Annotated in this window: 21 protein-coding genes and 1 tRNA gene; 12 read left to right on the forward strand and 10 right to left on the reverse strand. The window is 62.2% G+C overall.

Going from position 1 to position 23,526, the window contains the following annotated elements; all coding sequences use genetic code 11:
- Window positions 1-194: 194 nt before the first annotated feature.
- Complete coding sequence (locus BKN05_RS06915; RefSeq protein ID WP_049377370.1) at window positions 195-770, forward strand: TetR/AcrR family transcriptional regulator; 576 nt, start codon at window positions 195-197, stop codon at window positions 768-770.
- 178 nt (window positions 771-948) lie between these two features.
- On the opposite strand, the gene BKN05_RS06920 is transcribed toward BKN05_RS06915, so the two are convergent.
- The 5 genes from BKN05_RS06920 to purD form a co-directional block, all read right to left on the reverse strand.
- Window positions 949-1,632: a DUF2334 domain-containing protein gene (locus BKN05_RS06920; RefSeq protein ID WP_049377369.1), complete on the reverse strand. Its 684-nt coding sequence runs from the start codon at window positions 1,630-1,632 to the stop codon at window positions 949-951.
- A 56-nt stretch (window positions 1,633-1,688) separates the two neighbouring features.
- Window positions 1,689-3,812 (reverse strand): S9 family peptidase, encoded by a 2,124-nt coding sequence (locus BKN05_RS06925; RefSeq protein ID WP_286688282.1) that lies wholly within the window; start codon window positions 3,810-3,812, stop codon window positions 1,689-1,691.
- 62 nt (window positions 3,813-3,874) lie between these two features.
- A complete protein-coding gene (locus BKN05_RS06930) occupies window positions 3,875-4,768 on the reverse strand; it encodes a phosphoribosylaminoimidazolesuccinocarboxamide synthase (RefSeq protein WP_049377367.1) in 894 nt (297 codons plus the stop codon).
- A 160-nt stretch (window positions 4,769-4,928) separates the two neighbouring features.
- The gene (gene purB, locus BKN05_RS06935) at window positions 4,929-6,359 is read right to left on the reverse strand and encodes an adenylosuccinate lyase (RefSeq protein ID WP_049377366.1); all 1,431 of its coding nucleotides are present in this window, start codon (window positions 6,357-6,359) and stop codon (window positions 4,929-4,931) included.
- Window positions 6,360-6,400: 41 nt separating this feature from the next.
- A complete protein-coding gene (purD, locus tag BKN05_RS06940; protein WP_049377373.1) occupies window positions 6,401-7,675 on the reverse strand; it encodes a phosphoribosylamine--glycine ligase in 1,275 nt (424 codons plus the stop codon).
- A gap of 35 nt (window positions 7,676-7,710) precedes the next feature.
- Here purD and BKN05_RS06945 point away from each other — a divergent pair, with 35 nt between their 5' ends.
- Window positions 7,711-8,139 (forward strand): HIT family protein, encoded by a 429-nt coding sequence (locus BKN05_RS06945; RefSeq protein ID WP_049377365.1) that lies wholly within the window; start codon window positions 7,711-7,713, stop codon window positions 8,137-8,139.
- On the opposite strand, the gene BKN05_RS06950 is transcribed toward BKN05_RS06945, so the two are convergent.
- The 3 genes from BKN05_RS06950 to BKN05_RS06960 all read right to left on the reverse strand — a co-directional run bounded on the left by BKN05_RS06950 (window position 8,136) and on the right by BKN05_RS06960 (window position 12,290).
- On the reverse strand, window positions 8,136-9,641 hold the full coding sequence (locus BKN05_RS06950) for a sensor histidine kinase (RefSeq protein ID WP_286688286.1): 1,506 nt from the start codon (window positions 9,639-9,641) through the stop codon (window positions 8,136-8,138). The genes BKN05_RS06945 and BKN05_RS06950 overlap by 4 nt on opposite strands.
- A 12-nt stretch (window positions 9,642-9,653) precedes the next feature.
- Complete coding sequence (locus BKN05_RS06955; RefSeq protein ID WP_005325775.1) at window positions 9,654-10,358, reverse strand: response regulator transcription factor; 705 nt, start codon at window positions 10,356-10,358, stop codon at window positions 9,654-9,656.
- 186 nt (window positions 10,359-10,544) lie between these two features.
- Window positions 10,545-12,290 (reverse strand): pyruvate dehydrogenase, encoded by a 1,746-nt coding sequence (locus BKN05_RS06960; protein ID WP_049377364.1) that lies wholly within the window; start codon window positions 12,288-12,290, stop codon window positions 10,545-10,547.
- A 172-nt stretch (window positions 12,291-12,462) separates the two neighbouring features.
- Here BKN05_RS06960 and BKN05_RS06965 point away from each other — a divergent pair, with 172 nt between their 5' ends.
- Together BKN05_RS06965 and BKN05_RS06970 are read left to right on the forward strand one after the other, a co-directional pair.
- On the forward strand, window positions 12,463-13,956 hold the full coding sequence (locus BKN05_RS06965; RefSeq protein ID WP_049377363.1) for an MFS transporter: 1,494 nt from the start codon (window positions 12,463-12,465) through the stop codon (window positions 13,954-13,956).
- Window positions 13,940-14,494 carry a TetR/AcrR family transcriptional regulator gene (locus BKN05_RS06970; protein WP_286688283.1) on the forward strand — a complete coding sequence of 185 codons (555 nt, stop codon included), beginning with the start codon at window positions 13,940-13,942 and terminating at the stop codon, window positions 14,492-14,494. Before BKN05_RS06965 ends, BKN05_RS06970 begins: the two co-directional genes overlap by 17 nt.
- Window positions 14,495-14,522: 28 nt before the next feature.
- Here BKN05_RS06970 and BKN05_RS06975 read toward each other — a convergent pair.
- Window positions 14,523-14,595 (reverse strand) — tRNA-Thr (locus BKN05_RS06975).
- Between the two features lie 151 nt (window positions 14,596-14,746).
- Between BKN05_RS06975 and thrE the strand changes: the two genes are divergently transcribed.
- From thrE to otsB, 5 genes are all read left to right on the forward strand, one after another.
- The gene (gene thrE, locus BKN05_RS06980; protein WP_049377361.1) at window positions 14,747-16,483 is read left to right on the forward strand and encodes a threonine/serine exporter ThrE; all 1,737 of its coding nucleotides are present in this window, start codon (window positions 14,747-14,749) and stop codon (window positions 16,481-16,483) included.
- Between the two features lie 86 nt (window positions 16,484-16,569).
- Window positions 16,570-16,917 carry a hypothetical protein gene (locus tag BKN05_RS06985; RefSeq protein WP_049377360.1) on the forward strand — a complete coding sequence of 116 codons (348 nt, stop codon included), beginning with the start codon at window positions 16,570-16,572 and terminating at the stop codon, window positions 16,915-16,917.
- Between the two features lie 14 nt (window positions 16,918-16,931).
- A complete protein-coding gene (locus tag BKN05_RS06990) occupies window positions 16,932-18,374 on the forward strand; it encodes an alpha,alpha-trehalose-phosphate synthase (UDP-forming) (protein ID WP_049377359.1) in 1,443 nt (480 codons plus the stop codon).
- Window positions 18,371-18,892, forward strand: a complete 522-nt coding sequence (locus BKN05_RS06995) for a hypothetical protein (RefSeq protein WP_049377358.1) — start codon at window positions 18,371-18,373, stop codon at window positions 18,890-18,892. Before BKN05_RS06990 ends, BKN05_RS06995 begins: the two co-directional genes overlap by 4 nt.
- A gap of 18 nt (window positions 18,893-18,910) precedes the next feature.
- A complete protein-coding gene (gene otsB / locus BKN05_RS07000) occupies window positions 18,911-19,693 on the forward strand; it encodes a trehalose-phosphatase (protein WP_049377357.1) in 783 nt (260 codons plus the stop codon).
- A 25-nt stretch (window positions 19,694-19,718) separates the two neighbouring features.
- Here otsB and BKN05_RS07005 read toward each other — a convergent pair whose 3' ends face one another.
- Window positions 19,719-20,879, reverse strand: a complete 1,161-nt coding sequence (locus tag BKN05_RS07005; protein WP_049377371.1) for a LacI family DNA-binding transcriptional regulator — start codon at window positions 20,877-20,879, stop codon at window positions 19,719-19,721.
- Between the two features lie 50 nt (window positions 20,880-20,929).
- On the opposite strand from BKN05_RS07005, the gene BKN05_RS07010 reads away from it, so the two are divergent.
- The 3 genes from BKN05_RS07010 to BKN05_RS07020 are packed head-to-tail and all read left to right on the forward strand — an operon-like array spanning window position 20,930 to window position 23,518.
- Window positions 20,930-21,925, forward strand: coding sequence for a metal ABC transporter solute-binding protein, Zn/Mn family (locus BKN05_RS07010; RefSeq protein WP_049377356.1), 996 nt, complete (start codon window positions 20,930-20,932; stop codon window positions 21,923-21,925).
- Window positions 21,925-22,626, forward strand: a complete 702-nt coding sequence (locus tag BKN05_RS07015) for a metal ABC transporter ATP-binding protein (protein ID WP_049377355.1) — start codon at window positions 21,925-21,927, stop codon at window positions 22,624-22,626. The genes BKN05_RS07010 and BKN05_RS07015 overlap by 1 nt, the downstream gene beginning before the upstream one ends.
- Window positions 22,604-23,518 (forward strand): metal ABC transporter permease, encoded by a 915-nt coding sequence (locus BKN05_RS07020; protein WP_193393060.1) that lies wholly within the window; start codon window positions 22,604-22,606, stop codon window positions 23,516-23,518. The genes BKN05_RS07015 and BKN05_RS07020 overlap by 23 nt, the downstream gene beginning before the upstream one ends.
- Window positions 23,519-23,526: the final 8 nt, after the last annotated feature.

The raw sequence follows: 23,526 nt of genomic DNA on the forward strand, positions 1-23,526 counted from the left end.
CAACATCAACTATGAAAGAAAACCCCTTGCAGTACCGGGTACGTGGAACACCGGTACCAACTACGCAGACTCGCGGTACCAACTACCCCAAATCGACAGACATGAGCTTTCTCCCTATTTGGAACACTATGTTTCACTTGACTAAATGGAGCATACTGTTCCATTTACTTTTCTGTCAAGGTAGACTCACAACAATGAGGAAAAATGCATCGGACAATCGGCAAGCCATAATTCAGGCGGCAAAGACTCTTATTTCGCGCGAAGGCATAAAGGTCTCGATGCGAGCCATTGCTCGAGAAGCCCAAGTGGGAGTAGCTACAGTTACCCGGCACTACCCCCAAAAAACAGATATCTTTACTGCCCTCGTCTATGACGCGCTGGAACAAATCCGCGAACTAATTGATACCCAACTCGCCCAGTTTCCTGCTGCCCCCGGCGATATATGGCAAGCCACCATCCATGGACTGATAAACCTGCAGCTTCCAGCTGTCGCGCAGGAAGTAATGCCAGAATTAGCAAAGATCTTCACCAAAGAAGATATGAACCAAATGGTTAGCGAATTGGAGGATGCGTATCGGCCTTTCCTCAAGGCAGCCGCCGAGCATGGTCTCTGCTCCCCCCATCTGCAACCGTTCACGTTTCACCTGGGAATTATCATGCTTTCTCGGCCTCTCCCCCGCCCAGCTGATAAAATGTTCGGTGCAGAATTGGACGACATAGTGGAGATTTTCATCGCTGGACTAAAGCAATGGGACGCTGATGAGGTTTAAAAGCTTTTAGCGTTCCCGCTCCACTTCGCCACGCATCCTTAATGTCCAAGTGACGGTTGGATGCAAAACATCTACAGCCAACTTGTCCGGTTTTGCTGCTTTCGTCGACAGGTGTTTCTCAACTGTCGTACCAGGTCATCGAGCCTTGCAGCACTACCGGAAGCAAAAAGCTCGCCGCCTACTTTGGCAGGAAGGCACCATAATCGGCAGGAGTCGCCCCTGCATTGATGGCGCGGTCGGCGGCCTTGACGAAGTCATGGATCACCTTGCGGTCATCTAGGTTTCGTCCGGACACGGACAGGCGGACGGTATTGCCGCGCTGCGCGGAACGCTCTGCCGCACGGATGATGTTTTTGCGCCACCACTTAGCGGAGCCGAAGCCCTCGCCAAAGGACAAGTTACGGGCCTGGTGGAATTTACCGGAATTGATCTGCAAAATGCCGCGGGTGGAGGCTGCTACCTCGAACTTGAATTGTGGCAATACCTGCAAGGTGCCGGGAGACATGCGCCAGCGCGGTGGGGCGAAGATTGTGGGTTCGAAGCCGATCTTGGCCATCTGGCGGGTAGCACCCGCGAGTCGGAGCTTTGCCTCGTGGGAGTCGAGATTCGCGAACTCTGCCCGGCGGCCTTGCACCGAGCGGTCGAAACCATTGAGGATGAGAATGCGGCCACCATCGGCTTGGTCTCGAAGCCAGCTTTTGGTGTCTTTGTCTTTGGCAAGGTGCCAGTTGCCGTCGATATGCGGGGCAATCAGCAGGGAAACAGGAATCTCCTCTCGATCAAGGATCGAGAGGAGCCGGCTAGCCTGCTTCCGCGTGTCATCAAAGATGCTGGAGATAGATACCAGAAGGTGGCCATTCATAAGAAAAATTATCGCACAGGAATTCAGGATTCGCGCGTTGGCCCCCTATCCGGGTTTTACTTCTCCAGACCGGTGGCCTTATTAATCGTCCACGCATACTCGAAGGCGTTTTGGCGCCACTTTTCATAACGTCCAGACACTCCGCCGTGGCCTGCAGCCATTTCTGTCTTGAGCAGGAATTCGCCGCCGGTAGCCGTCGCCCGCAGCTGGGCAATCCACTTGGCCGGTTCGACATAGAGCACGCGGGTGTCGTTAAGCGAGGTAATAGCCAGGATGTCCGGATAGTCCTTGGCCTCGATATTCTCGTACGGCGAATAGGACTTCATGTAGTCATAGACCTCAGGATCGTGGTACGGGTCGCCCCATTCCTCCCACTCAGGCACGGTAAGCGGCAGTTCCGGCATGAGGATAGAGGTCAGCGGATCCACGAACGGAACAACGGCCTGGATGGCGGTGAAGCGATCCGGGGCCATATTGGCGATAGCACCCATGAGCATTCCGCCAGCCGAACCGCCCTCGGCCACCATTTGGTCTGCGGTGGTCACGCCGCGGGCGATGAGATCATCAGCGACATCGATGAAGTCGGTAAAGGTGTTTTTCTTCTTGAGCATTTTGCCGTCGTCGTACCAGGTGCGACCCATCTCGCCGCCGCCGCGCACATGGGCAACCGCAAAAATCATGCCGCGGTCCATAAGAGACAGGCGGGTAACGGAGAAGGCCGGATCGACACTGACCTCGTAAGAGCCGTATCCGTAGAGCAGGGTCGGATTCGGCTGGGTGCGGTCGAGGTCGGCGCGGTGGACAATGGATACGGGGATATCGGTGCCGTCGGCAGCCGTGGTCCACAGGCGGTAGGCCACGTAGTCATCCGGGTTATAACCGCCGGGAACCTCCTGCTCCTTGAGCAGGGTAAATTCGCCGGTGTCCACGCGGTAATCAAAGAGCTGGGAGGGCTGGGTGAAAGACACGTAGCTCACGCGAAGCACCGGCGCGTCCCACTCCGGGTTACCGGATACGGAAACGGTGAAGAGCTCCTCATTGAAGTTGAGCTCTTCGAACTCGCCAAAGCCGTCGCTAATGCGCATGATGGCGGCGCGGCCGATGCCACCGCGACGGTAACCCACCACGATTTGGTCGCGGTAGGTATCCACGCCCTCGATGCGGGTGGTTTCCTTATGAGGCAGGAGCGCGGGCAGATCCCGAAGAGCGGGCAGGTCGCCTTCGGCCTTGGTATAGCCCACCTCGAAGTTGGGGCCGGTGGCGTTGTGGGTGACGATCCAGTAGTCCTCGCCCTTAACGACGGCGTGATCGACGTCGTAGTCCACGCCAGATTCGCGCTCCCACAGCAGGCGGAATTCACCCTCGGGGTTGTCTTCTTCGAGGGCCCACACCTCAGAAGTCACCTTGGAGCTCACGCCAAGGAAGAGGTATTTATCAGAGCGAGCGCTGCCGATGCCGACGTTGAAGTGCTCATCTTCTCCCTTAAACACCTGCACGTCCTCGGACTGCGCGGTGCCTACCTTGTGGCGCCAGATGGCGTCAGGGCGCCATGCCTCGTCGACGGTCGTGTAAAAGATATAGCCGTCGCCGGCCCAGGTGGCGCCGTAGAAGATGCCCTTGAGGTGGTCGTCGAGAAGCGCTCCGCTTTCCAAGTCCTTAATATAGAGCTCAAAGCGCTCGTCGCCGGCGAAGTCCACGGAATAGGCCAGGTAGCGGCCGAAATCAGAGATGGAGGCGGCACCGAGGGCAAAGAAGTCCTTGCCCTCCGCCAGCGCGTTGGCGTCGAGGATAATCTCCTCGCCTTCCGGGGTGCCTTCCTCTGGGATAACCGGGGCAGTCCATGGGTCAGCCCCCTCCTCTACCGGGAGCCGGCAAGAGTAGCCGTAGCTCTTGCCCTCCTCGGTACGGCCGTAGTACCAGTAATCGCCGCGGCGAGAAGGCACGGACATATCGGTTTGCTTGATGCGGGACTTAATCTCCTGGAAGATATTCTCCGTCATCTCATCCAAGTGCGCGGTCTTCGCCTTGGTGTAATCATTTTCTGCGTTGAGGTAATCCAGGGTTTCCTGGGATTCCTTATCGCGCAGCCACTCGTAGTTATCCACGAACTCGCGTCCGTGGAAGGAACGGGTCACGGGGTGGACGGCGGCCACGGGGGCGGAAAGATTCTCGTTGCTCATGCCGCCCCACTGTACGCGTGGCGCCCTAGGGCGGAAGCCTTAGGGCGGAAGCCTTAGGGCAGCTAGGCCTCGGGCGAGAGAAAGTCCGCGAAGCGCTCGCCGGAAAGCCGCTCATAGGCCTCGATGTAGCGCAGGCGGGTGGCGGAAACGACGTCGTCGGGAAGCTGGGGCGGAGTGCCGTCGGCGGCTTGGTCCCACCCGGAGGCGTCAGAAGTCAGCCAATTGCGCACGTATTGCTTGTCGAAGGACGGCTGGACCTCGCCTTCCACGTAAGAATCGGCCGGCCAGTAGCGGGAGGAATCTGGGGTAAGGACCTCATCGGCCAGAACGAGGGTGCCGTCTTGGTCTAGGCCGAACTCGAACTTGGTATCGGCGAGGATAATGCCCTTCTCCTCCGCGAGCGCGGCGGCCTCGGAGTAGATGCGGAGGGTGGCCGCGCGCAGCTCCTCGGCGCGCTCGGCGCCCAGCTTGTCCACCACGTAGTCGAAGGAGACGTTCTCATCGTGCTCGCCTTGTTCCGCCTTGGTTGCCGGGGTGAAGATGGGCTCGGGCAGGCGGGAAGCCTCGACTAGGCCCTCCGGCAGCTCGATACCGCACACGGTGCCGTTGGTCTTGTACTCCTTCAGGCCGGAACCGGTGAGGAAGCCGCGGGCCACGCACTCGAAGGGCAGCATATCCAGCTTCTTAACCACCATCGCGCGGCCGAGGCACTCGGCGGGGATGCGCTCATCATCCAGCGGGCCGGCCAGGTGGTTGGGGAAATCGATAGAGTCGAAGAAGAACTTCGAGGTTGCGGTCAGCACGCGGCCCTTGTCCGGGATGGCCGGCTCGAGGGCGTGGTCGTAGGCCGAGATGCGGTCCGAGACCACCATCAGAAGAGTGTTCTCGTCTACATCGTAGATATCGCGGACCTTGCCGGAGGCAAGATGGGTATAAGAAGAAAGCTCAGGTCGCATGACCTTCATTCTAGCGCCCAGGGGTAGCGAGCACGTTTCGATCAAATAAGCCGCGAAAACCGCGTGGGATTCGGGGGTTATTTGATCGAAATGCGAAAAGCGGGGCGCACTGCAACAGGTGGGGCGCACCGCGACAGGAAGACGCCCTGCGCGGCTCGGTTTAGAGGATCTCGCCCGGGGTATAGGCCGCAGCCTTGGGGTGCTCGCCTACTAGCGCGTTGATGCGGTTGAGCACCTGGCTGACCTGGGACTCGGCGGCGCCGATGAAGGCGTGCTTATCGGCCAGGGCGGCCTCGAGGTCGGACTCATCCATGGGCAGGCGGTCATCGGCGGCAAGGCGTTGGACTAGGTCCTGCTCGCCGCCGTTTTCGCGCATATTGAGCGCGACGGCCACGGCGTTTTCCTTGATGACCTCGTGGGCGGTCTCGCGTCCCACACCAGCGCGCACGGCCGCCATAAGGATGCGGGTGGTGGCCAGGAAGGGCAGGTAGCGCTCCAGTTCGCGGTCGATCATGGCCGGGAAGGCACCGAACTCGTCGAGGACGGTGAGGAAGGTTTCGAATTGGCCGTCGAGGGCGAAGAAGGCATCGGGAAGCGCGACGCGGCGGACGACGGAGCAGAAGACATCACCCTCGTTCCACTGCTGGCCAGCGAGGTCCGCGGCCATGGTCAGGTAGCCGCGGAGGATGACCTGCAGGCCGCCGACGCGCTCGCAGGAGCGGGCGTTCATCTTGTGCGGCATAGCAGAGGAGCCAACCTGGCCCTCCTTGAAGCCTTCGGTGACGGTCTCGTTGCCGGCCATCAAGCGGATGGTGGTGGCCAGGGAGGACGGGGCGGCGCCGAGCTCCACTAGGGCGGAGATGGCGTCGAAGTCGAGGGAGCGCGGGTAGACTTGGCCCACGGAATTGAAGATGCGGTGGAAGCCCAGGTAATCCGCGATCGCGGTCTCCAAGGAGGCGAGCTTGTCCTCGGAGCCGCCCATGAGATCGAGCATGTCCTGGGAGGTACCCATCGGGCCCTTGATGCCGCGCAGCGGGTAGCGTGCCAAGAGTTCTTCGACGCGCTCGATGGCCAGTAGCATCTCATCGCCGGCCGTAGCGAAGCGCTTGCCCAGCGTGGTGGCCTGCGCGGCCACGTTGTGGGAGCGGCCGGCCATAACCAAGGACTGGTACTCGGCGGCGTGACGTCCGATGCGGGAGACCACGGCGATGGCCTTATCGCGGATGATCTCCAGCGAGGTGTGGATCTGCAGCTGCTCCACGTTCTCGGTGAGATCGCGGCTGGTCATGCCCTTGTGAATGTGCTCGTAGCCGGCCAGCGCATTGAATTCTTCGATGCGGGCCTTCACATCGTGGCGGGTGACGCGCTCGCGCTCCGCGATGGACCCGAGGTTCACGTCCTCTACCACGGCCTCGTAGGCATCGATGGCCTTGGCGGGGATGTCTACGCCCAGATCCTTCTGGGCGCGCATGACCGCAATCCAGAGCTTGCGCTCCAAGATGATTTTATGCTCCGGGCTCCAGATATTGGACAATTCCGCGGAGGCATAGCGGGAGGACAGGACGTTGGAAATCTTCTTCTTTTCAGCCACGTGGCTATTATTCCATGCCTGCCCCGCCGCGGGGTGAAAGGTTAGAGAGAAATCTCACCGTCTTCTGCTCGCTTGCCGATGTCCCGGCGCACAAAGCCACCCGCAAACTCGATGCCGTCGACGGCGGCGTAGGCGTTTGCGCGGGCGTCGGCAAGCGTGGCGCCCTTACCCAGCACGCTGAGCACGCGGCCGCCCGCGGTGCGGTAGGCGCCATCGGTATGCACGGTGCCGGCATGGAGGACGCGCTGCGGATCGTCCAAGGCGGCGCCAGAGATGGCATCGCCCTTGCGCGGGGAAGCCGGGTAGCCCTCGGCCGCCATGACGATGATGACGGCGAAGCCATCCTCCCACTCCAGCGGCGGGAGCTCGGAGAGGGTGCCGGTGGCCGTGGCGTAGAGGGCCTCAGCCAGCGGGGACTTGAGCAGGGAGAGCACGGCCTGGGTCTCCGGATCGCCGAAGCGGCAGTTGAACTCGACGACGGCCGGGCCTTCTTCGCCCCAGGCCAGGCCGGCGTAAAGCAGACCGGAATAAGGGGTGCCGCGGCGCGCCATCTCCTTGGCCACAGGGGTGCAGACCTCGTCCACGATGCGCTGTACGCCGTCCTCCGGCAGCCACGGCAGCGGGGTGTAGGCGCCCATGCCGCCGGTATTGGGGCCTTCGTCGTTGTCATAGGCACGCTTGTGATCCTGGGCCGGCAGCAGCGGGACGACGGTCTCACCATCGACTAAGCAAAAGAGCGAGACTTCGGGGCCGTCAAGGAAGGATTCCAGCAGCACCGGGCTGCCGGCCGCGAGGACGGCATCGACGTGGGCGCGGGCGGCGGCGCGGTCCGGGGTGACCACCACGCCCTTACCGCCGGCCAGGCCATCGTCTTTGACCACGAACTGCGGGCCGAAGCGGTCGAGCGCGGCCTCAATGTCGTCCTCGGTGGAGCCCGGGCGCAGCTGTTCCGCGCGGGCGGTCTTGACGCCGGCGGACTCCATGACGTCCTTGGCAAATGCCTTGGATCCCTCGATCTGGGCTGCGTCTTTGCTGGGGCCGAAGACAGCGATGCCGGCCGCGCGCAGGGCATCGGCCACGCCGGCGACGAGGGGAACCTCAGGACCGATGACAACGAGGTCCGCGGCGATGCTCTGGGCGAGCTCCACCATGCGATCAGCGTTATCTACCTGGGAGTAGTCCGGGTGGACGGTAGCGAGGGTGGACATGGCCGCACTGCCCGGCGCGGCGTGAATTTCGGTGCTCTTGGAGTCGGCGGACAGGCCCTTGACAAGGGCGTGTTCACGGCCGCCCGAACCAATTACGAGAATGCGCATGCCCACCATCATAACCAGCGGGTAGCCTGGCACACATGGCTTCTGTATTTACAAAGATCATTAATGGTGAACTACCCGCTCGCTTTGTCTACCGCGATGAGACCTGCGTGGCTTTCCTCTCCATCGAGCCGCTGCGCTACGGCCACACCTTGGTCGTGCCCATCGAGGAAGTAGATAAGTGGACCGACCTGGATCCACAGACCTGGGCCCACCTCAACGAGGTCGCCCTGGAAATCGGCGGCGCTATCAAGACCGCGTTTGATACCCCGCGCACCGGCTACATCATCGCTGGATTCGATGTCCCGCATACCCATATCCACCTCTTCCCCACCGAGAAGATGGAAGAGTATGACTTTGCCAAGGCCTTCGACGCCGATAACACCGACGATGCCGCGATGGATGAGGCGGCCGCCCGCATCCGTCAGCACCTCGGCTGCAACGAGGACGGTATTCGGGAGGACTAGGGCTCAGAGGGGGCGTCGGCAAGCGCGGGCAGGCGCACCGTAAAGGTGGTGCCGCGGCCGAGCTCGGAGTCGACGCTAATGCTGCCATCGTGCTGCTCCACCAGGGAGTGGACGATGGCCAAGCCCAGGCCGGAGCCGCCGGTATCGCGGGTGCGCGAGGTATCCGCGCGGTAGAAACGCTCGAAGATGTGCGCCGCATCTTCCTGGGACATGCCCTTGCCGTCATCGCTGACATCGACCAGCACATCATTGTCCTCGCGGCGCAGGCGCAGCGTCACTGTGGCCTCCTCGCCGCCGTGGCGGATGCCGTTGGTCACTAGGTTGAGCAGCACCTGGTGCAGGCGGCTGGCATCGCCATTGACCACCGGGATAGATTTGGCGTCGTTGGCCACCTCAATCTCGCGGCCGGGGAAGGCCGCGCGCGCGGAAGAGCCCACGGACAGGGCCAGTTCCAGTAGGTCCACCGGGCGCAGGTCTAGGCGCGTGCCTTCAGCGCGGGTGAGGGCCAGCAGGTCCTCCACCAGCAAGGACATGCGCTTGGACTCATCATCGATCTTGGAAAAGACTAGGTCCACATCCTTGGTGGCACCGGAGCGATAAAGCTCGGTATAGCCGCGCAGGCTCGTCAGCGGCGTGCGCAGCTCATGCGAAGCATCGCCGACGAAGCGACGCATCTGTTCCTCTTTCTCCTGCGCGCGCACGACGGAGCGCTGCAGCTGACCCAACATGATATTGAGCGCGGCAGCCAGCTGGCCCACCTCCGTGTGCAGCGGCCACTTGGGCACGCGTTTGTCTAGGTCGCCTGCCGCGATTTGCGACGCCGTCTTTTCCACCACCCGCAGCGGCCGCAACGCCCTGCGAATAAACCAGAAACCCACGGCCGCAATGGCAGCCAAAGCAATGGCAGCAATGGTCACCTGCACCATGGCTAGGCCGTGCAGGATTTCTTTTTCATGGGTCATGTCCTTAGCAATGACCGTGATGACGCCCTTGGAATCCGCGAAGGCGAGCGCGCGCCACTTGGTGTTGTTCTCGATGGAACCCACGGTGGTGGGGTAGCCGCCGAGCGGGATATTCTCCGCATTCGGGGTGGTTGACGATGGTCCCGAGTAGCGGATGGTGCCATCGGGCAGGTAGTTCAGCACCACGTATTCGGTAGGCGGGCGCTTGGTGTGATCGCCGATGAAAAAGTCATTGCTGATATCGCGCGCCCACGTGGTCGACGCGGAGCGCAGCTCATCATCGACGTTATTGAACAGGACGTTGCGCATGATGGAATTCACCGCAAAGGACGAGCCCGTAATGCCGAGCCCGGAGACCACGACGAGGAGGATGACCAGCCACGTCCGCAGCGGCATTGCCTGCGGAATCTGGGAAAACATTCGCCGCTTGGAGGACTTTTCCTCCCCTTCGCCTTGCCCCAGGCCCTCAAGCCACATGGACTGCGGGCGCGCCGCCGCCGGTGCAGGCGCCTGGCCCTGGGTCTCCTGTGAATCTTCCATCATTTAAGCACTTTAGGAGCGCGGGGTGCGCAGTACATAACCCACGCCGCGCACGGTGTGGATCAGCTGCGTCTCGCCGGTATCAATCTTGCGGCGCAGGTAAGAGATATAGGACTCGACCACGTTGCCATCGCCGCCGAAATCGTAGTGCCACACATTGTCCAGAATCTTGGACTTGGACAGCACCACTTCCTTGTTCTGCATGAGGTAGCGCAGGAGGTTGAACTCGGTGGGAGAAAGTTCGATGAGCTCGCCGGCCTTGGTGACCTCATGGGTGTCATCATTGAGCGTCAGATCCGCATAGCTCATGGTGGCATCGTTGGTGGATTCTTCCGCCGCGCCGCCGCGGCGCATGATGACGCGCAGGCGGGTGATCACTTCTTCCAGGCTAAATGGCTTCGTCACGTAATCATCCGCGCCGATGGTCAGGCCGTGGATGCGCTGATCCACACCGTCCTTAGCGGTGAGGTAGAGCACCGGGCCGTCCAAGCCTTCTTGGCGCAGCTTGCCCAGCAGCTCGAAGCCATCCATGCCCGGCATCATGACGTCCAGGATGTAGGCATCAGGGTTTACTTCGCGGGCAATGCGCAGCGCCTCGTTGCCGGAATTGGCGCTGTACACCTCGAAGTTCTGGAACTTCAGCGATACGGTGAGTAGCTCCACAATATTGGGTTCGTCATCGACGACAAGAACCTTGGCGAGTTTAGTGTCTTCCATGTTCTCCTCAGATCCCCTTAAAGGTTGTGATTTTCTAACACGTCATCATGACACGCTTGCTTTCCAGCCTACTGAAGAGTTTCTGCCTGAATCCTGTGAACGTGAGTACTCGGCCTGGTCGGGGTAAAAGAAAACCACGCCCCTCCTTAGATGGGGAAGGGCGTGGTAGGTAGCGCAGCGCGCTATTTAGAAGTCCTGCGGGCGCGGGATGTTGCGCAGGTTGGACTTTGCCATGGTGATCATCTGGCCAACGCCACCGTCCAGAACGGTGCGGGTGGCAGCCTTGGAGAAGCCCATGAGCTGCTCGATGGTCAGCGTTGGTGGCAGGGAGAGGGCGTTGGGGTCAGTAACGACGTCGATAAGAGCCGGGCCGTTATAAGCCAGCGCCTTCTTGATCTGCTCCGGTGCGTCCTTCGGATCTTCGATGCGGAAGTGCTTGATGCCGGAAGCTTCTGCAATCTTGGCAAAGTTGACGGACTCGTGGTCGGTCTCGTGCTCCGGCAGACCCTGCACCAGCATCTCCAGCTTGACCATGCCCAAAGAAGAGTTGTTGAACACGAACATCTTGATAGGCAGGTTGTGCAGCTTCACGGTGAGCAGCTCACCCATCAGCATGGACAGTCCGCCATCACCGGAGAAGGTGATGACCTGGCGGCCCGGGTTAGCGGCCTGTGCACCCAGTGCCTGTGGCAGAGCGTTGGCCATGGTGCCGTGGCGGAAGGAGCCGATCTGCTCGCGCTTGCCGTTGGCGGTGATGTAGCGAGCGCCCCACACGTTGCACATGCCGGTATCGACGGTGAAGATGGCATCCTCATCGGCGTTCTTGTCAATGAGATCCGCAATGTACTCCGGGTGGATCGGGGTGTGCTTATCCACATTGGAGGTATAAGCCTCAACGACGTTCTCCAGCTTGTCGTAATGCTTCTTGAGCATCTTGTCTAGGAAGGAGCGATCCTTCTTCTCATCCACGTGCGGCAAGATGTTCTCGATGGTGGCGGCTACGTCACCGGTGACCGGGTAGGAAATCTTGGTACGGCGGCCGATGTGGGCGCCATTGATATCCACCTGTGCCACGTTGGCATCCGGCAGGAAGTCGTTGTACGGGAAGTCGGTACCCAGCAGGATAAGCAGGTCAGCCTCGTGGGTGGCCTCGTGTGCCGCACCGTAGCCCAGCAAGCCGTTCATGCCCACGTCAAACGGGTTCTCGTACTGGATGTACATCTTGCCACCCAGAGCGTGGCCGATAGGAGCCTTGATCTTCTCCGCCAGCTTGAGCACCTGCTCGCGGGCGTCCTTGACGCCGACGCCAACGAAGAGGGTGACGGACTTAGCCTCGTTGATGGCCTGGGTCAGGGCAGCGGCCTCGGCCGGATCCGGGAAGACGACTGGGCGGCCAGCAGAGATCTTAGATTCGACGAAGGAGTCATCCCCAGCGTCCTGCATGGAAACGTCACCTGGAATGACTAGGACGGAAACACCGTTTCCTGCCATGGTGGACTGGATGGCGTGGTGCAGGACAACGCCGCCCTGCTCAGCGGAGTTGACCATCTCGCAGTAGCCAGAGCACTCCTGGAAGATTGCCTCGGGGTGGGTCTCCTGGAAGAACTTGGAGCCGATCTGGCGGGATGGGATGTGGGAAGCCAGTGCCAGCACCTTGGCGCCGTTGCGGTGGGCATCGTACAGGCCCTGGATCAGGTGGGTATTGCCTGGGCCGCAGGATGCGGCACATACAGCCAGCTTGCCGGTGGTCAGGGAGTCTGCCTCGGCAGCGAAGGCTGCTGCTTCCTCGTTGCGGACGTGAATCCACTCGATGGAGGAGCGACGAACGGCATCCACGATCGGGTTCAGGGAGTCACCGACGAGGCCATAAATGCGCTCGACACCCTGCTTTTCCAGGGTGTCAACTAGCTGTTCTGCATAGTTACGTGCCATTAAAAATCATCCTTAACTCTTAATTGGTGTTAATACCACTGTGCTACTTAGACCGCAGGAAAGTCCACTGTTCTCTTATACACTCACACACTGCGCCCAGCTGTGAGGAAGGTAATACTAACCTATCTTCAGCTGCAAACTGTAACGACCGTTCGGTACTGTTTACTGCGCTATGAGTATCCACCCGCCCCGCGCACAAGACCATGCCGCTGCGGCCTCCACGGCCGCCCAGCGGTGGTCTTTCTGCGCCGTCATCTCTCTGGGGTTACTCATGGTTGGGCTGGATAATTCCATCCTCTACACCGCATTGCCGCAGCTATCGCAGCAATTGCACACCACCGATACCCAGCAACTCTGGATTATCAACGCCTACGCGTTGGTGCTCTCCGGCCTCCTTCTTGGTGCCGGCACGTTGGGCGATCGCACCGGCCATCGGCGGATGTTTCTCATCGGCTTGGCCGTCTTCGGCGGCGCTTCCCTGCTCGCTGCCTATTCCCCCAGCGCTTGGACGCTGGTTTTAGGCCGCGCCTTCTTGGGCTGCGGCGCCGCCATCATGATGCCGTCGAGCCTGGCGCTTCTCCGCCTGACTTTTCCCGATGAGGTGGAGCGCAACACGGCCATTGGCATCTGGGGTTCTGTCGCCGTCATCGGCGCGGCGGCTGGCCCCACCGTGGGCGGCTTCTTTTTGGAGCACTTCTGGTGGGGCTCGGTCTTTTTGCTCAATGTCCCGGTTGTGGTCGTGACCATTGTGCTGACCTTGTTCCTTGCTCCGCCAAACGCTCCGAACCCCCTAAAACACTGGGACTTCCCCTCGTCCCTGTATTCCCTTATCACTCTCGCCAGCCTAGTGCTGTCCATTAAATCCCTGGCACACAACTGGCCGGTGAGCGGCGCCGCAGGCATCGTCTTCATCTGCGGCGCGCTCGCCTTTGGCCGCCGCCAGGCTCGCTTGTCAGATCCCCTGCTGACCTTCGACATCTTTGGCTCCCGCATATTCAGCGGCGGGGCCCTAACGGCCGGCGGCGCCATGTTCGGCCTCGCCGGCCTGGAGCTGTTGAGTACCCAAAAGCTCCAGCTTGTCGACGCCCTCTCGCCCCTCCACGCCGGCCTCATCATCTCCGCCATGGCTCTATCTGCCATCCCTACCTCCATCCTGGGTGGTGCCACCTTGCATCGCGTGGGGTTCCTCCCACTCATTAGCGGCGGATTCTTGCTCATGGCCGCCGGCATGGCCCTGGTGGTGGTGAGCCGGGGTGAGACGCTTCCCCTACTCGTCTCCGCCCTCGTGCTCACCGGCTTAGGCGCGGGCCTGGCCATGTCCGTGTCCTCCACCGCCATCATCAATGCCGCTCCGCTTCATCGCGCCGGCATGGCCTCGGGTGTAGAAGCGGTCTCCTATGAATTCGGCACCCTGATCTCCATTGCACTGACTGGCACCCTCGTGCCGCTGCTCATGGCCCGCGAACTGCCCCCTCACCTCGCGGAACTGGGTACCGACGCGCTGCATCACCCCGCTTCCCACGCGGCCGCCGCGAGCGCTTACAATACCGGTTATCTTTCCACCATCGACGGCCTAGCTTGCTTCGCCTTGCTCCTAGCCGCGATAACCGCCTGGTGTTTCCGAGATAACCCGAAATCAGGAGATCCGCATGCCGCGACTCAATAAAAAGACCGCAGCTCTTGAAGCTGCGCTCGACATCATCGCCGCCGAGGACGTCTCTGGCCTTACTTACGACTCCCTAGCGCAAGCAACCGGCATGTCCAAGTCCGGACTCATTTATCACTTCCCTACCCGCCACGATCTGCTCGTAGACTGCCATCGGTTTTGCGCCGCGCGCTGGGAAGCAGAACTCGAGCGCCTGGCCGGCGGCCGCCCAGCCAGCGAGCTCGGCTGGGCCGAGCGCTCCCGCGCCTTGGTGCTTTCTATGGGCAAAAATGATCCCCTCATCAAGCTTTTGATGTGCGTACATTCCCAGACACACCCAGATTTTTCCGCCCAATGGGCCGAGGTGGATGCGCGCTGGATGGTCGATCCTTCCGCCCCCGAAACGGACGAGGATGATCTGCTGGTCATGCTTCTTAGTACCGGCCTGTGGGTGCACGATCACCTCAACCAGCGAAAGCTGTCCCCCGCCAATCGCCAACGCATGGTCGACCGGCTTTTTCAGCTTATCGACGCCCCCTCAAAAACCACCGAAGGCTAGGCCCACACCGGGGCCCAGCCTCCTTTTGAGCTGGAGACGAGACTTGAACTCGCAACCTACGCATTACAAGTGCGTTGCGCTACCAATTGCGCCACTCCAGCACCGCGGGAGAAATCCCGCTCGTTGCATAGTACCCGAGCACCAGCGCCAAAGGGAAAGCCGGTCCCCCATCTATGCATTGTCAGGGTGCAGGGGCTAAAGTTCAGGCAGAATCTGTCCCACATTCCCAGCGCTTTTTCGAGGGTTATTTCCGTGTCATTTTTGTCCGCTATGCGGGAGCGCCTGCGCGCTTCCTCGGGCCAAGTAGCCATCATCGACGCGGCTAAAGCCGCACCGCCGCCATCACCACTCGCCCCGGTTGATCTCACCGACGCCGCCCAGGTCACCGGCGTTATGGAGATCGCCGCTCGCATTGGTGAAATCCTCATCGGAGCCGGCACCGCCAACTCGGATGCGCGCGCCCAAGTGCACCTGGCAGCGTCGTCGTATGGCCTGCACTACTGCCACGTGGACATCTTGATGAATACCATCACCATCCACACCACCATCGGCACCAGTGAACAGCGCAAGAACCTGCACGTCTTCCGCGTGGTACCGAGCATTGGCGTGGATTTTTCCAAGCTCGCGGCCGTCGATAAGCTCATTCGCTCCATCCACTCCGGCCAGATGCCGCCGGCCATGGCGGAGCAGCGACTAGACGAGATCGACCGCATGCCAGCGCCCTATAAGCCGTCCACGGTCATGCTCGGCTGGGGCGCGATGGGTGGCCTGATTTCCATGATGCTTGGCGGCGACCTGCTCGTCGGCGTGGTGGCGTTTGTGGTCTCCGCGTTCATCATGGGCCTGAACGCCTGGTTGGCTAATTACCGCCTGCCGCCCTTTTATCAGAATGTGGTGGGCGGCTTTTTCGCCGTCTTCCCGGCCGCCATTTTGTACAATGTCGCGGCCTCTTTCGGCATTAATTTCTCACCCGCGCAGATCATTGCCTCCGGGATCATCGTGCTGGTGGCGGGGCTGACGTTGGTGCAATCGCTTGTCGACGGCATCACGCGCGCCCCCGTCACCTCCTCCGCCCGTTTCTTTGAGGCGCTGCTATCTACCGGCGCCATCATCGCCGGCGTCGGTGTGGGCATCCAGCTGGCCGATTCCCTGGGCTTTAATCTGCCGCCGCTGGCCACGCTGGCCCCGCCGGTCTACCACGAAATTCCACTGCTAGTGCTGCTCGGCGGCACCGGTTCTGCTGCCTTTGCGCTGGCCTGCGGCGCGGCCTGGATTGAGATCACCATGTCCGGGCTTACGGCCGCGGCCGGCATGATTTTCTATTACTTCGTGGTGGTTCCCTTCGGCATCGGCCCGGTGATTGCCTCTGGTCTTTCCGCGGTGGTCGTTGGCCTGGCCGGCGGTTTGATGTCGCGCCGCTGGGGAATCCCGCCGCTTATCACCATGATCGTGGGCTATACGCCGATGCTGCCCGGCCTCATGCTCTACCGCGGCATGTACGCCTCGCTCAATGAGCAGATGATTACCGGCTTTACCAATATGGCGATGGCGCTAGCCATCTCCGGCGCCCTGGCCGCCGGCGTAGTACTGGGCGAGCGCGTGGCTCGCCGCCTGCGCCGCCCGCAGTACTTCCGCCCGTACACCGCCTTCAAGCGCATCGGCCGCTTCTCCTTCCATAAGGCCACGCATCTCGCGCGCAAGGCCCCGCGCATCCCGCGCGTGCCGATGTCCCCGTTTGCCCCGCGCGTCAATCGCCCGGAGTTACCACCCAAGCTCGGGCCGAAGCCGCCGCAGCAGCACCCGCGCCACGAGGCCCAAAATCATGCGCCGCATACCCGCTCGGCCGCGGACCTGTGGCCGGAGGATTCCCAGTGGCCGGCGCAGCCGCAGCAGCGCGAGAAGACCACCTATACCGTGCCCGGCACCGAAACGTTTCGTGCCCAGAAACCGGAGCAGCCGGGCACCGAATCCGGACCCGAGCGGCCCTAAACGCCGCCGGTAGCGTACAATATTTGCTCTGATAGCTTTTCTTGCAAGCGCTTAAGTAGTTTCCACAACGTTCAGGAGGACACGTCGTGCCACCCAAGGTCCAAGACACCCACCCACAGGCTGACCAGAATCACGCCCTTGAGGAGGAGACCTCCCGCGCAGCCCGCCGCATCGTGGCCACCTATGCGCAGGACTTCCTCGACGGCGTGACGCTGATGTCCATGCTGGGCGTGGAGCCAAAGGGCCTGGTGCACAAGAAGGTGCTGGCGGAGCAGGCCGACGCTGCTCCGAAGAAGTCGACCAAGAAATCCAGCAAGAAGTCCACGAAGAAGTCGACCAAGAAGTCCACCAAGAAATCGACGAAGAAGTCGACCAAGAAGGCTACAAAGAAGGCCTCCAAGAAGGCAACTAAAAAGTCCACTAAGAAGTCTTAAGCTATTCTTGCACCATGAGTGAGCGTGGCAATGACTTCGTGGTGGTGGCCAACCGCCTGCCGGTAGATCTGGAGACCCTGCCCGATGGCAGCCATACCTGGACGCCCTCGCCGGGCGGTCTGGTCACCGCATTGTCTCCAGTCCTCGAATCACACCAGGGATGCTGGGTGGGCTGGCCCGGTGTGGCCGATGCCGTACCAGAGCCCTTCCGCACCGATGCCGGTGTGCTGCTGCACCCGGTCAAGCTCACTGAGTCCGATTTCGAGGGCTTTTATGAGGGCTTTTCTAATGCCACCCTGTGGCCGCTCTACCACGATCTCATCGTCACCCCCACCTATGACCGCGATTGGTGGCACGCCTATCGCGAGGTCAACCTGCGCTTTGCAGATGAAGTAGCCGCGGTCGCCGCCGAGGGCGCCACCGTGTGGGTACAGGACTACCAGCTGCAGCTTTTACCCGGCATCCTGCGCCAGAAGCGCCCCGATCTCACCATCGGATTCTTCCTGCACATCCCCTTCCCTTCTGCCGATCTCTTCCGCCAGCTGCCCTGGCGCGAGGAGCTCGTGCGCGGGCTACTTGGCGCGGACCTCATTGGCTTCCACTTGGAGGCCAATGCCCGCAACTTCTTGGAGCTTGCCCGCCGCCAGGGCCTCAACGTGGAAGGCGAGGCCAGCACCCGCGAGGTCACCGCGCATATTCGCCTGCCGCAGGGGCGCACCATCGGCGTAGGCGCCTTCCCCATTTCTATCGCTGCAAAGGACTTTGCCGCGTTCACCGCGGAGGATGAAAGGGACGTCGCCAAGCTGCGCGAAGAACTGGGCTCACCCAAGCGAATCATCTTGGGCGTGGATCGCCTCGATTACACCAAAGGCATCCTGCAGCGGCTGACCGCCTTTGAGGAGTTACTGGATACCGGCGTGCTCGACCCGGAAGAGGTAGCGCTGGTGCAGCTAGCCACGCCGTCGCGCGAGCGCCTCGACCATTACAAGGCCACCCGCTCCGAGGTGGAAGAAGCCGTTGGCCGCATCAACGGGCGCTTTGCCCGTGTGGGCCACCCGGTGGTGCACTACCAGCACCGGGGCGTGGCCAAGAGTCTCCTGCGCTGCTACTACCGCATGGCCGATGTCATGCTGGTGACCCCCTTCAAGGACGGTATGAACCTGGTGGCCAAGGAATACGTGGCCTGCCACGACGATGGCTCGGGCGCGCTGGTGCTCTCCGAGTTCGCCGGCGCGGCCGATGAGCTCAGTCAGGCCTACCTGTGTAATCCCTTCGATATCGAGTCCGTCAAGGCCGCCTTGCTCAATGCGCTCAAGGCGCTTGACGACGCCCCCTCCGCCATGACCCAGCGCATGCTCACCATGCACCAGCAAGTCACCGAACACGACGTGCAGCTATGGTCCCAGTCCTTCCTGGGCTGCCTGCGCCAAGCTGAAGAACAGGGGGAGGGCGCATGATGTCTCGCTTTCCCCGCCTAGCCGCAGCGCCCATTGCCGCAACCTGTGCCGCCGCACTACTGGCCGGCTGTGGCTCCAGCGACGAGGAACCGAAAGCCCCTGGCGATGAGCAGATCCTGGACAAACAGTGGCAGGTAGTCTCCATCAGCACCACCCCGGATGCCGCCTCCACCATCCCGGAGTCCATTCCGCAGGCCCCCACGTTGAGTTTTGGTGAATCCACGATGGTGGGCACCACCGGGTGCGCCCAAATGGTGGGCAAGGTGATCTATTCCGCCGATGATGAACGCCAAAACATCCGGGAGGGCAACCGCCTCCACTTTGATGAGGTGGAGTTTGACGAGACCGCCGAAGATTGCCACGGCGCGTCCGTGTGGGCCGATAACCTGCTGCGCAACCTGATTTCCGCGGACCACGATTTCCACTACACCGTCAATTCCAATAACCAACTGGTCTTGGAACTGGTCACCGATGAAGTGGACTCACCGTCTATCAAGTTGGTTTCCCTCGGCGGTTAGTTGCGTAGGCTATAAGCCATGACGCTTTCAACTGCCATCAAGGCCCTTGCCGCCGCCGAGCACCTCGCGGTGGTCTCGGACTTCGACGGCACGCTCTCCCCCTTCGCCACGGCTATCTATGAGGTCGAAATGAACCAGGAATCACTGAGCGCCCTGGATAAACTGGCCCACCTGCCGAATACCACCGCGGCCGTTCTCTCCGGCCGCCATCTCGAAGGTCTCCAGCGCGTGTGCCCGCTGCGCGAGCCCGTTCTCTTTGGCGGCTCCCACGGTGCCGAATCCTCCTGGGAGGAGACAGATCTGACCCCCGCGATGCGCGAGCACCTCGCCACCAAGGAAGCCGAGATTCGCGAGATCATGGAGCGCTTCCCCGGCGCGGATATCGAGGTCAAGCCCTTCCAGCGCGTGTTGCACCTGCGCGCGCTCGAGGATTCCGATCCAGAGGCTGCCGCCCAGGCTTATGAGGCCGGCCTCGCGCTCGATCCGGGCGGCTTCCCGCGCACGGCCGGCAAGTCCGTCGTGGAGTTCTCCGCCACCCAGGCCACCAAGGGCACGTGGATTGAAAACCTGCGCGAGCGCACCGGAGCCACCGCCATGGTCTTCTTGGGCGATGATGTCACCGACGAGGATGGCTTCCGCGCCCTGCACCAACCACCAGACGTCGGTGTCAAGGTCGGCGAGGGCGATACGGCGGCCGTAGTGCAGCTTGCCGACGTCGACGCCGTCGCCCACTTCCTCACCGAACTCGCCGCCGCCCGCGCGGCCCATGTCGGCCGTCCCAACAACGGCGGCGCAGCCTAGCACAGCGCTGTGGAGTACAGCGCTCCTAGCGCGGCGGCGCCACCGTCCGCCCCGCCGCGAAGCTGGTCTGCAGCACGCGCCGCGGCACCGCTGGCCCAGACATTGCCGGTTCCGCATCGGCCGCCCTTGCAGCGGCCGACTCAGTTGCAACCGCAGTTTCGCTCGCGTCCGAGCCCTCGGCGCCGGCGATGAGCTTAGCGAGCATGTGGCCGGCGGCCGCGCCTTTGGCCTTATTGGGTTGGACGATCGTCGTCAAGCCAAGGCGCTGCGCCGCATCAATGCCGTCAAAGCCGGTAACGGACAGCTCACCGGGAATGTCGATGCCCCGCTCGCGCGCATAGGTCATCACGCCCAGCGCCATCGAGTCGGTGGTGCACAGGACGGCGGTGAGGTCGGGGTGGGCGTCGAGAAGCAACTGCGCGGCCGCCCGCGTGGTGTGCGCATCGTTGATGTGCTGGGTGACCACGGGCACGGTCTCCGGCGCGATGCCCGCCCGCGCAAAGACGTCCATGGCACCCATGACCCGGGCGCGCTGCACGTGCATATCGGCGCCCTGTAGCTCACCCCACGAAATGGGGCCATCGTGGCGCTCGCGTTTGAGGCGAATCGCCAATACGCCAATCTTGCGATGGCCGGCTTCCACCAGCGCGCGGGCGGCCGGGGCAATCGCCGCGCGGTCATCGATACCTACGAACGGCAGGCCCGAATCCGTTGGCTGATCGCAGACCACCACCGGCAGCCCGCGGCCGCGCGCCGCCTCCAAGTAGGCATCCCCCGCCGCCACGGAATAGACCACAAAGCCATCCACCGCGGCCGAGCCCACCAGGCTGGCCGCCTCCGCCTCGCCCTCCGGGCCGGCCGGGATGAGGGTGAGCGTGGTCTGCGCGCCGGCCGAGGCCTCTGCCATTCCAGCCAAGAAATCCACCGAGGCCATATCCTCGAAGGCATAAGAGAGGTGCTCGGTCAGCAGCACGCCCACCGAGCCCGCGCGACGGGTGCGCAGGCTGCGGGCCGTGGGGTCCGGCCCGGGGTACCCGCGCGCCTTCGCCGCCGCCAGGATGCGCTCGCGCGTTGCGGCCGAAAGCTGGTCCGGCCGACTATAGGCATTGGATACCGTCGTGCGCGAAACACCCAGCTCGGCGGCCAGCGAGGCCAGCGTCTTGCGGGTGGGGCTGCGTTTCACCATGACCACAAGCATACCCCGCGGCCGTATTTTCAATACATATTCAATTGACAATGGTTCCCATCAAACGCACACTGGAAACTATGCATACCTCACTTCGCGCATCCGCAGCCCTCCTCGCGGCCGGTGGTCTCCTGCTAACCGCCACCGCCTGCTCTTCCGACTCCGAGGACTCGGCCGCCGAGCCGGGCGCCCAGAAGAAAATCTCCATCGTCGCGTCCACCTCCATCTGGGCCGACGTCGCCCAAGCCGTGGCCGATACCGCCTCCGGCGTGGACATCGAGGTCAATCCCATCGTCGAGGGCAACGGCGTCGACCCGCACCACTTCGAGCCTTCCGCGGCCGATATCGCCAAGGCCGAGGACGCGGACCTGCTCGTGGTCAACGGCGGCGGCTACGATTCCTGGATTTACCAGGCCGTCTCCGACCAGGACAACATCATCTCCGCCCTGCCGCTCACCGACCACGGCAAGCTGGCTGATGACCCCAATGTCGTGACCATCGACGCCGCCAAGGCCACCGCCAAGAAGGACCCGGAGAAGGTCACCAATATTGAGGGTAACGAGCACATCTGGTACGACCCAGCGGCGCTTGACGAGGTCGCAGGAAATATCGCTGACCAGATCAACGAGCTCAATACCGATGCTAATGCCAGCACCGAGCGCGTGGACTCCCACGTCGACCGCCTGCGCGACAAGCTCAAGGAGCTGCCGGGCGACCTCTCCTACGCGCAGACCGAGCCGATTGCGGATTACATCATGAAGTACACCTCTGGCAAGGACGTCACCCCAGAGGGCTACCGCAAGGCCACCATTTCTGAGGGCGAGCCCACCGCGGCCGACCTTGCCGCCTTCACCAAGGCCATCAAGGAGGACAAGGTAGACCTGCTTATCTTTAACCCACAGACCGAAACCGATACCGCCGGCCGCATCAAGTCCGCCGCGGAGGATGCGGACGTCTCTATCGTCGAAATCGGCGAGACCCCGCCGGATGGCAAAGAATTCTGGACCTACTATGACGAGGTCACCGATTCCCTGGGGAAGCTCTAGTGCTCATCCATTTTCATGACGCAGCAGTTGCCCCGCTGTGGTCCAGCCTTAACCTCGCCGTTGACCGCGGCGAGTTTATCGCCGTTTTGGGCCCCAATGGCGTGGGCAAATCCACCCTGCTCGGCACCATCTTGGGCACCCGCAAGCTCACGGGCGGCAGCGTCGACGTTAGCTGCCGCGTGGGCTTCATCCCACAGCAGCGCATGTTCCCGGCCGACCTGCCCCTGCGCGCCCGCGACTTAGTCTCGCTCTCCCTTGCGCACGGCGCTTTCCGACGCCGCCGCCCGCCCCGCCGCCGCGTCGACGAGCTCCTCGCCGAGGTTGGTGCCACTGGCCTGCGCGACCGCCGCGTCGGCCAGCTATCCGGCGGCCAGCAGCAGCTCATCCGCCAAGCCCAAGCGCTGGCCAACGACCCCGAGCTCATTCTCGCCGATGAGCCGCTGCTCTCGCTCGACCCGGCGCGCCAGCAGGCCACCGTGGACAAGCTGGATGCGCTGCGCCGCGAGCGTGGCACTTCCATTATCTTTGTCACCCATGGCATCAACCCCGTACTCGGCGTGACGGATAAGGTGCTCTACCTCGCCCCTGGCGGCCATACCTTCGGCACGGTGGATGAGGTCATGCGCTCCGATGTCCTTTCCGAGCTCTACGGTTCCAAGGTCAACGTCTTAAACGTCGATGGGAGGCTTATCGTTGTCTAGCTTTATGGAAGACACCCAGTACCTTCTCAGCGTGGATTTTGTGCAATCCTCGCTCATCGCCTCCGCGCTGCTGGGCATCCTGTCCGGCGTGATGACCTCGCTCATCGTGCTACGCCAGATGTCTTTTTCCGTCCACGCCACCTCCGAGCTCGCGCTCATGGGTGCCTCGGCCGCGCTTCTCTTCGGCCTCAACCTAGGTTTCGGCGCCGTGGCCGGTGCCATCGTGGCCGCCATTATCCTCGCCGTGCTGGGCTTTAAGGGCCAGCAAGACAGCGCCATCGGCGTGGTCATGAGCTTTGGCTTAGGCCTCTCGGTGCTGTTTTTGCACCTCTACCCCGGCAATGCCAATACCGCAATGACGCTTTTGACCGGTCAGATCGTCGGCGTATCTTCCGCCTCGGTATGGCTTTTGGCCGCAACCACCGTAGTCATCCTCGCCGCCGTCGCCATCCTATGGCGGCCCATGCTCTTCGCCTCGGCCGACCCGGTCATGGCCCAGGCCGCAGGCGTACCCACCCGCTTCATTTCCGTCACCTTCGCCGTACTCGTAGGTTTGGCGGCCGCACAGTCGGTACAAATCGTCGGCTCGCTGCTCGTCATGGCGCTGCTCATTACCCCGGGTGCGGCGGCCGTGCAGATTACCTCCTCGCCCCTGCGCGCGGTCATGTGGGCCACCATCTTTGCTGAGGTCTCGGCCGTCGGTGGCTTTGTCTTGTCGCTCGCGCCCGGCCTGCCGGTCTCGGTTTTCGTCACCACGATTTCTTTTGTCATTTACCTGGTGTGCCGCCTCATTGGCTGGCAGCGCAATAAAAAAGCGGTGCGCGACGAGGTCGCCGCTAGGCGCTTCCACGCCGACTGCCACAGCACCGCCGAGGAGCACCACGCCGACTAGACTGGACG

The sequence above is a fragment of the Corynebacterium sp. S5S1 genome (assembly GCF_001913985.1).
Classification (GTDB): Bacteria; Actinomycetota; Actinomycetes; order Mycobacteriales; family Mycobacteriaceae; genus Corynebacterium; species Corynebacterium marquesiae.

Coding starts and splice junctions, on each gene's coding strand:
- BKN05_RS06920 (WP_049377369.1), bottom strand. CDS start 1,632: ATGAATGGCCACCTTCTGGTATCTATCTCCAGCATCTTTGATGACACG.
- otsB (WP_049377357.1), top strand. CDS start 18,911: ATGACGCTTTCAACTGCCATCAAGGCCCTTGCCGCCGCCGAGCACCTC.
- BKN05_RS07010 (WP_049377356.1), top strand. CDS start 20,930: ATGGTTCCCATCAAACGCACACTGGAAACTATGCATACCTCACTTCGC.
- BKN05_RS06925 (WP_286688282.1), bottom strand. CDS start 3,812: ATGAGCAACGAGAATCTTTCCGCCCCCGTGGCCGCCGTCCACCCCGTG.
- BKN05_RS06990 (WP_049377359.1), top strand. CDS start 16,932: ATGAGTGAGCGTGGCAATGACTTCGTGGTGGTGGCCAACCGCCTGCCG.
- BKN05_RS06965 (WP_049377363.1), top strand. CDS start 12,463: ATGAGTATCCACCCGCCCCGCGCACAAGACCATGCCGCTGCGGCCTCC.
- BKN05_RS06930 (WP_049377367.1), bottom strand. CDS start 4,768: ATGCGACCTGAGCTTTCTTCTTATACCCATCTTGCCTCCGGCAAGGTC.
- BKN05_RS06945 (WP_049377365.1), top strand. CDS start 7,711: ATGGCTTCTGTATTTACAAAGATCATTAATGGTGAACTACCCGCTCGC.
- BKN05_RS06955 (WP_005325775.1), bottom strand. CDS start 10,358: ATGGAAGACACTAAACTCGCCAAGGTTCTTGTCGTCGATGACGAACCC.
- BKN05_RS06915 (WP_049377370.1), top strand. CDS start 195: ATGAGGAAAAATGCATCGGACAATCGGCAAGCCATAATTCAGGCGGCA.
- purD (WP_049377373.1), bottom strand. CDS start 7,675: ATGCGCATTCTCGTAATTGGTTCGGGCGGCCGTGAACACGCCCTTGTC.
- BKN05_RS06950 (WP_286688286.1), bottom strand. CDS start 9,641: ATGGAAGATTCACAGGAGACCCAGGGCCAGGCGCCTGCACCGGCGGCG.
- BKN05_RS06960 (WP_049377364.1), bottom strand. CDS start 12,290: ATGGCACGTAACTATGCAGAACAGCTAGTTGACACCCTGGAAAAGCAG.
- BKN05_RS06970 (WP_286688283.1), top strand. CDS start 13,940: ATGCCGCGACTCAATAAAAAGACCGCAGCTCTTGAAGCTGCGCTCGAC.
- BKN05_RS06995 (WP_049377358.1), top strand. CDS start 18,371: ATGATGTCTCGCTTTCCCCGCCTAGCCGCAGCGCCCATTGCCGCAACC.
- BKN05_RS07020 (WP_193393060.1), top strand. CDS start 22,604: ATGGGAGGCTTATCGTTGTCTAGCTTTATGGAAGACACCCAGTACCTT.
- BKN05_RS07005 (WP_049377371.1), bottom strand. CDS start 20,879: ATGGTGAAACGCAGCCCCACCCGCAAGACGCTGGCCTCGCTGGCCGCC.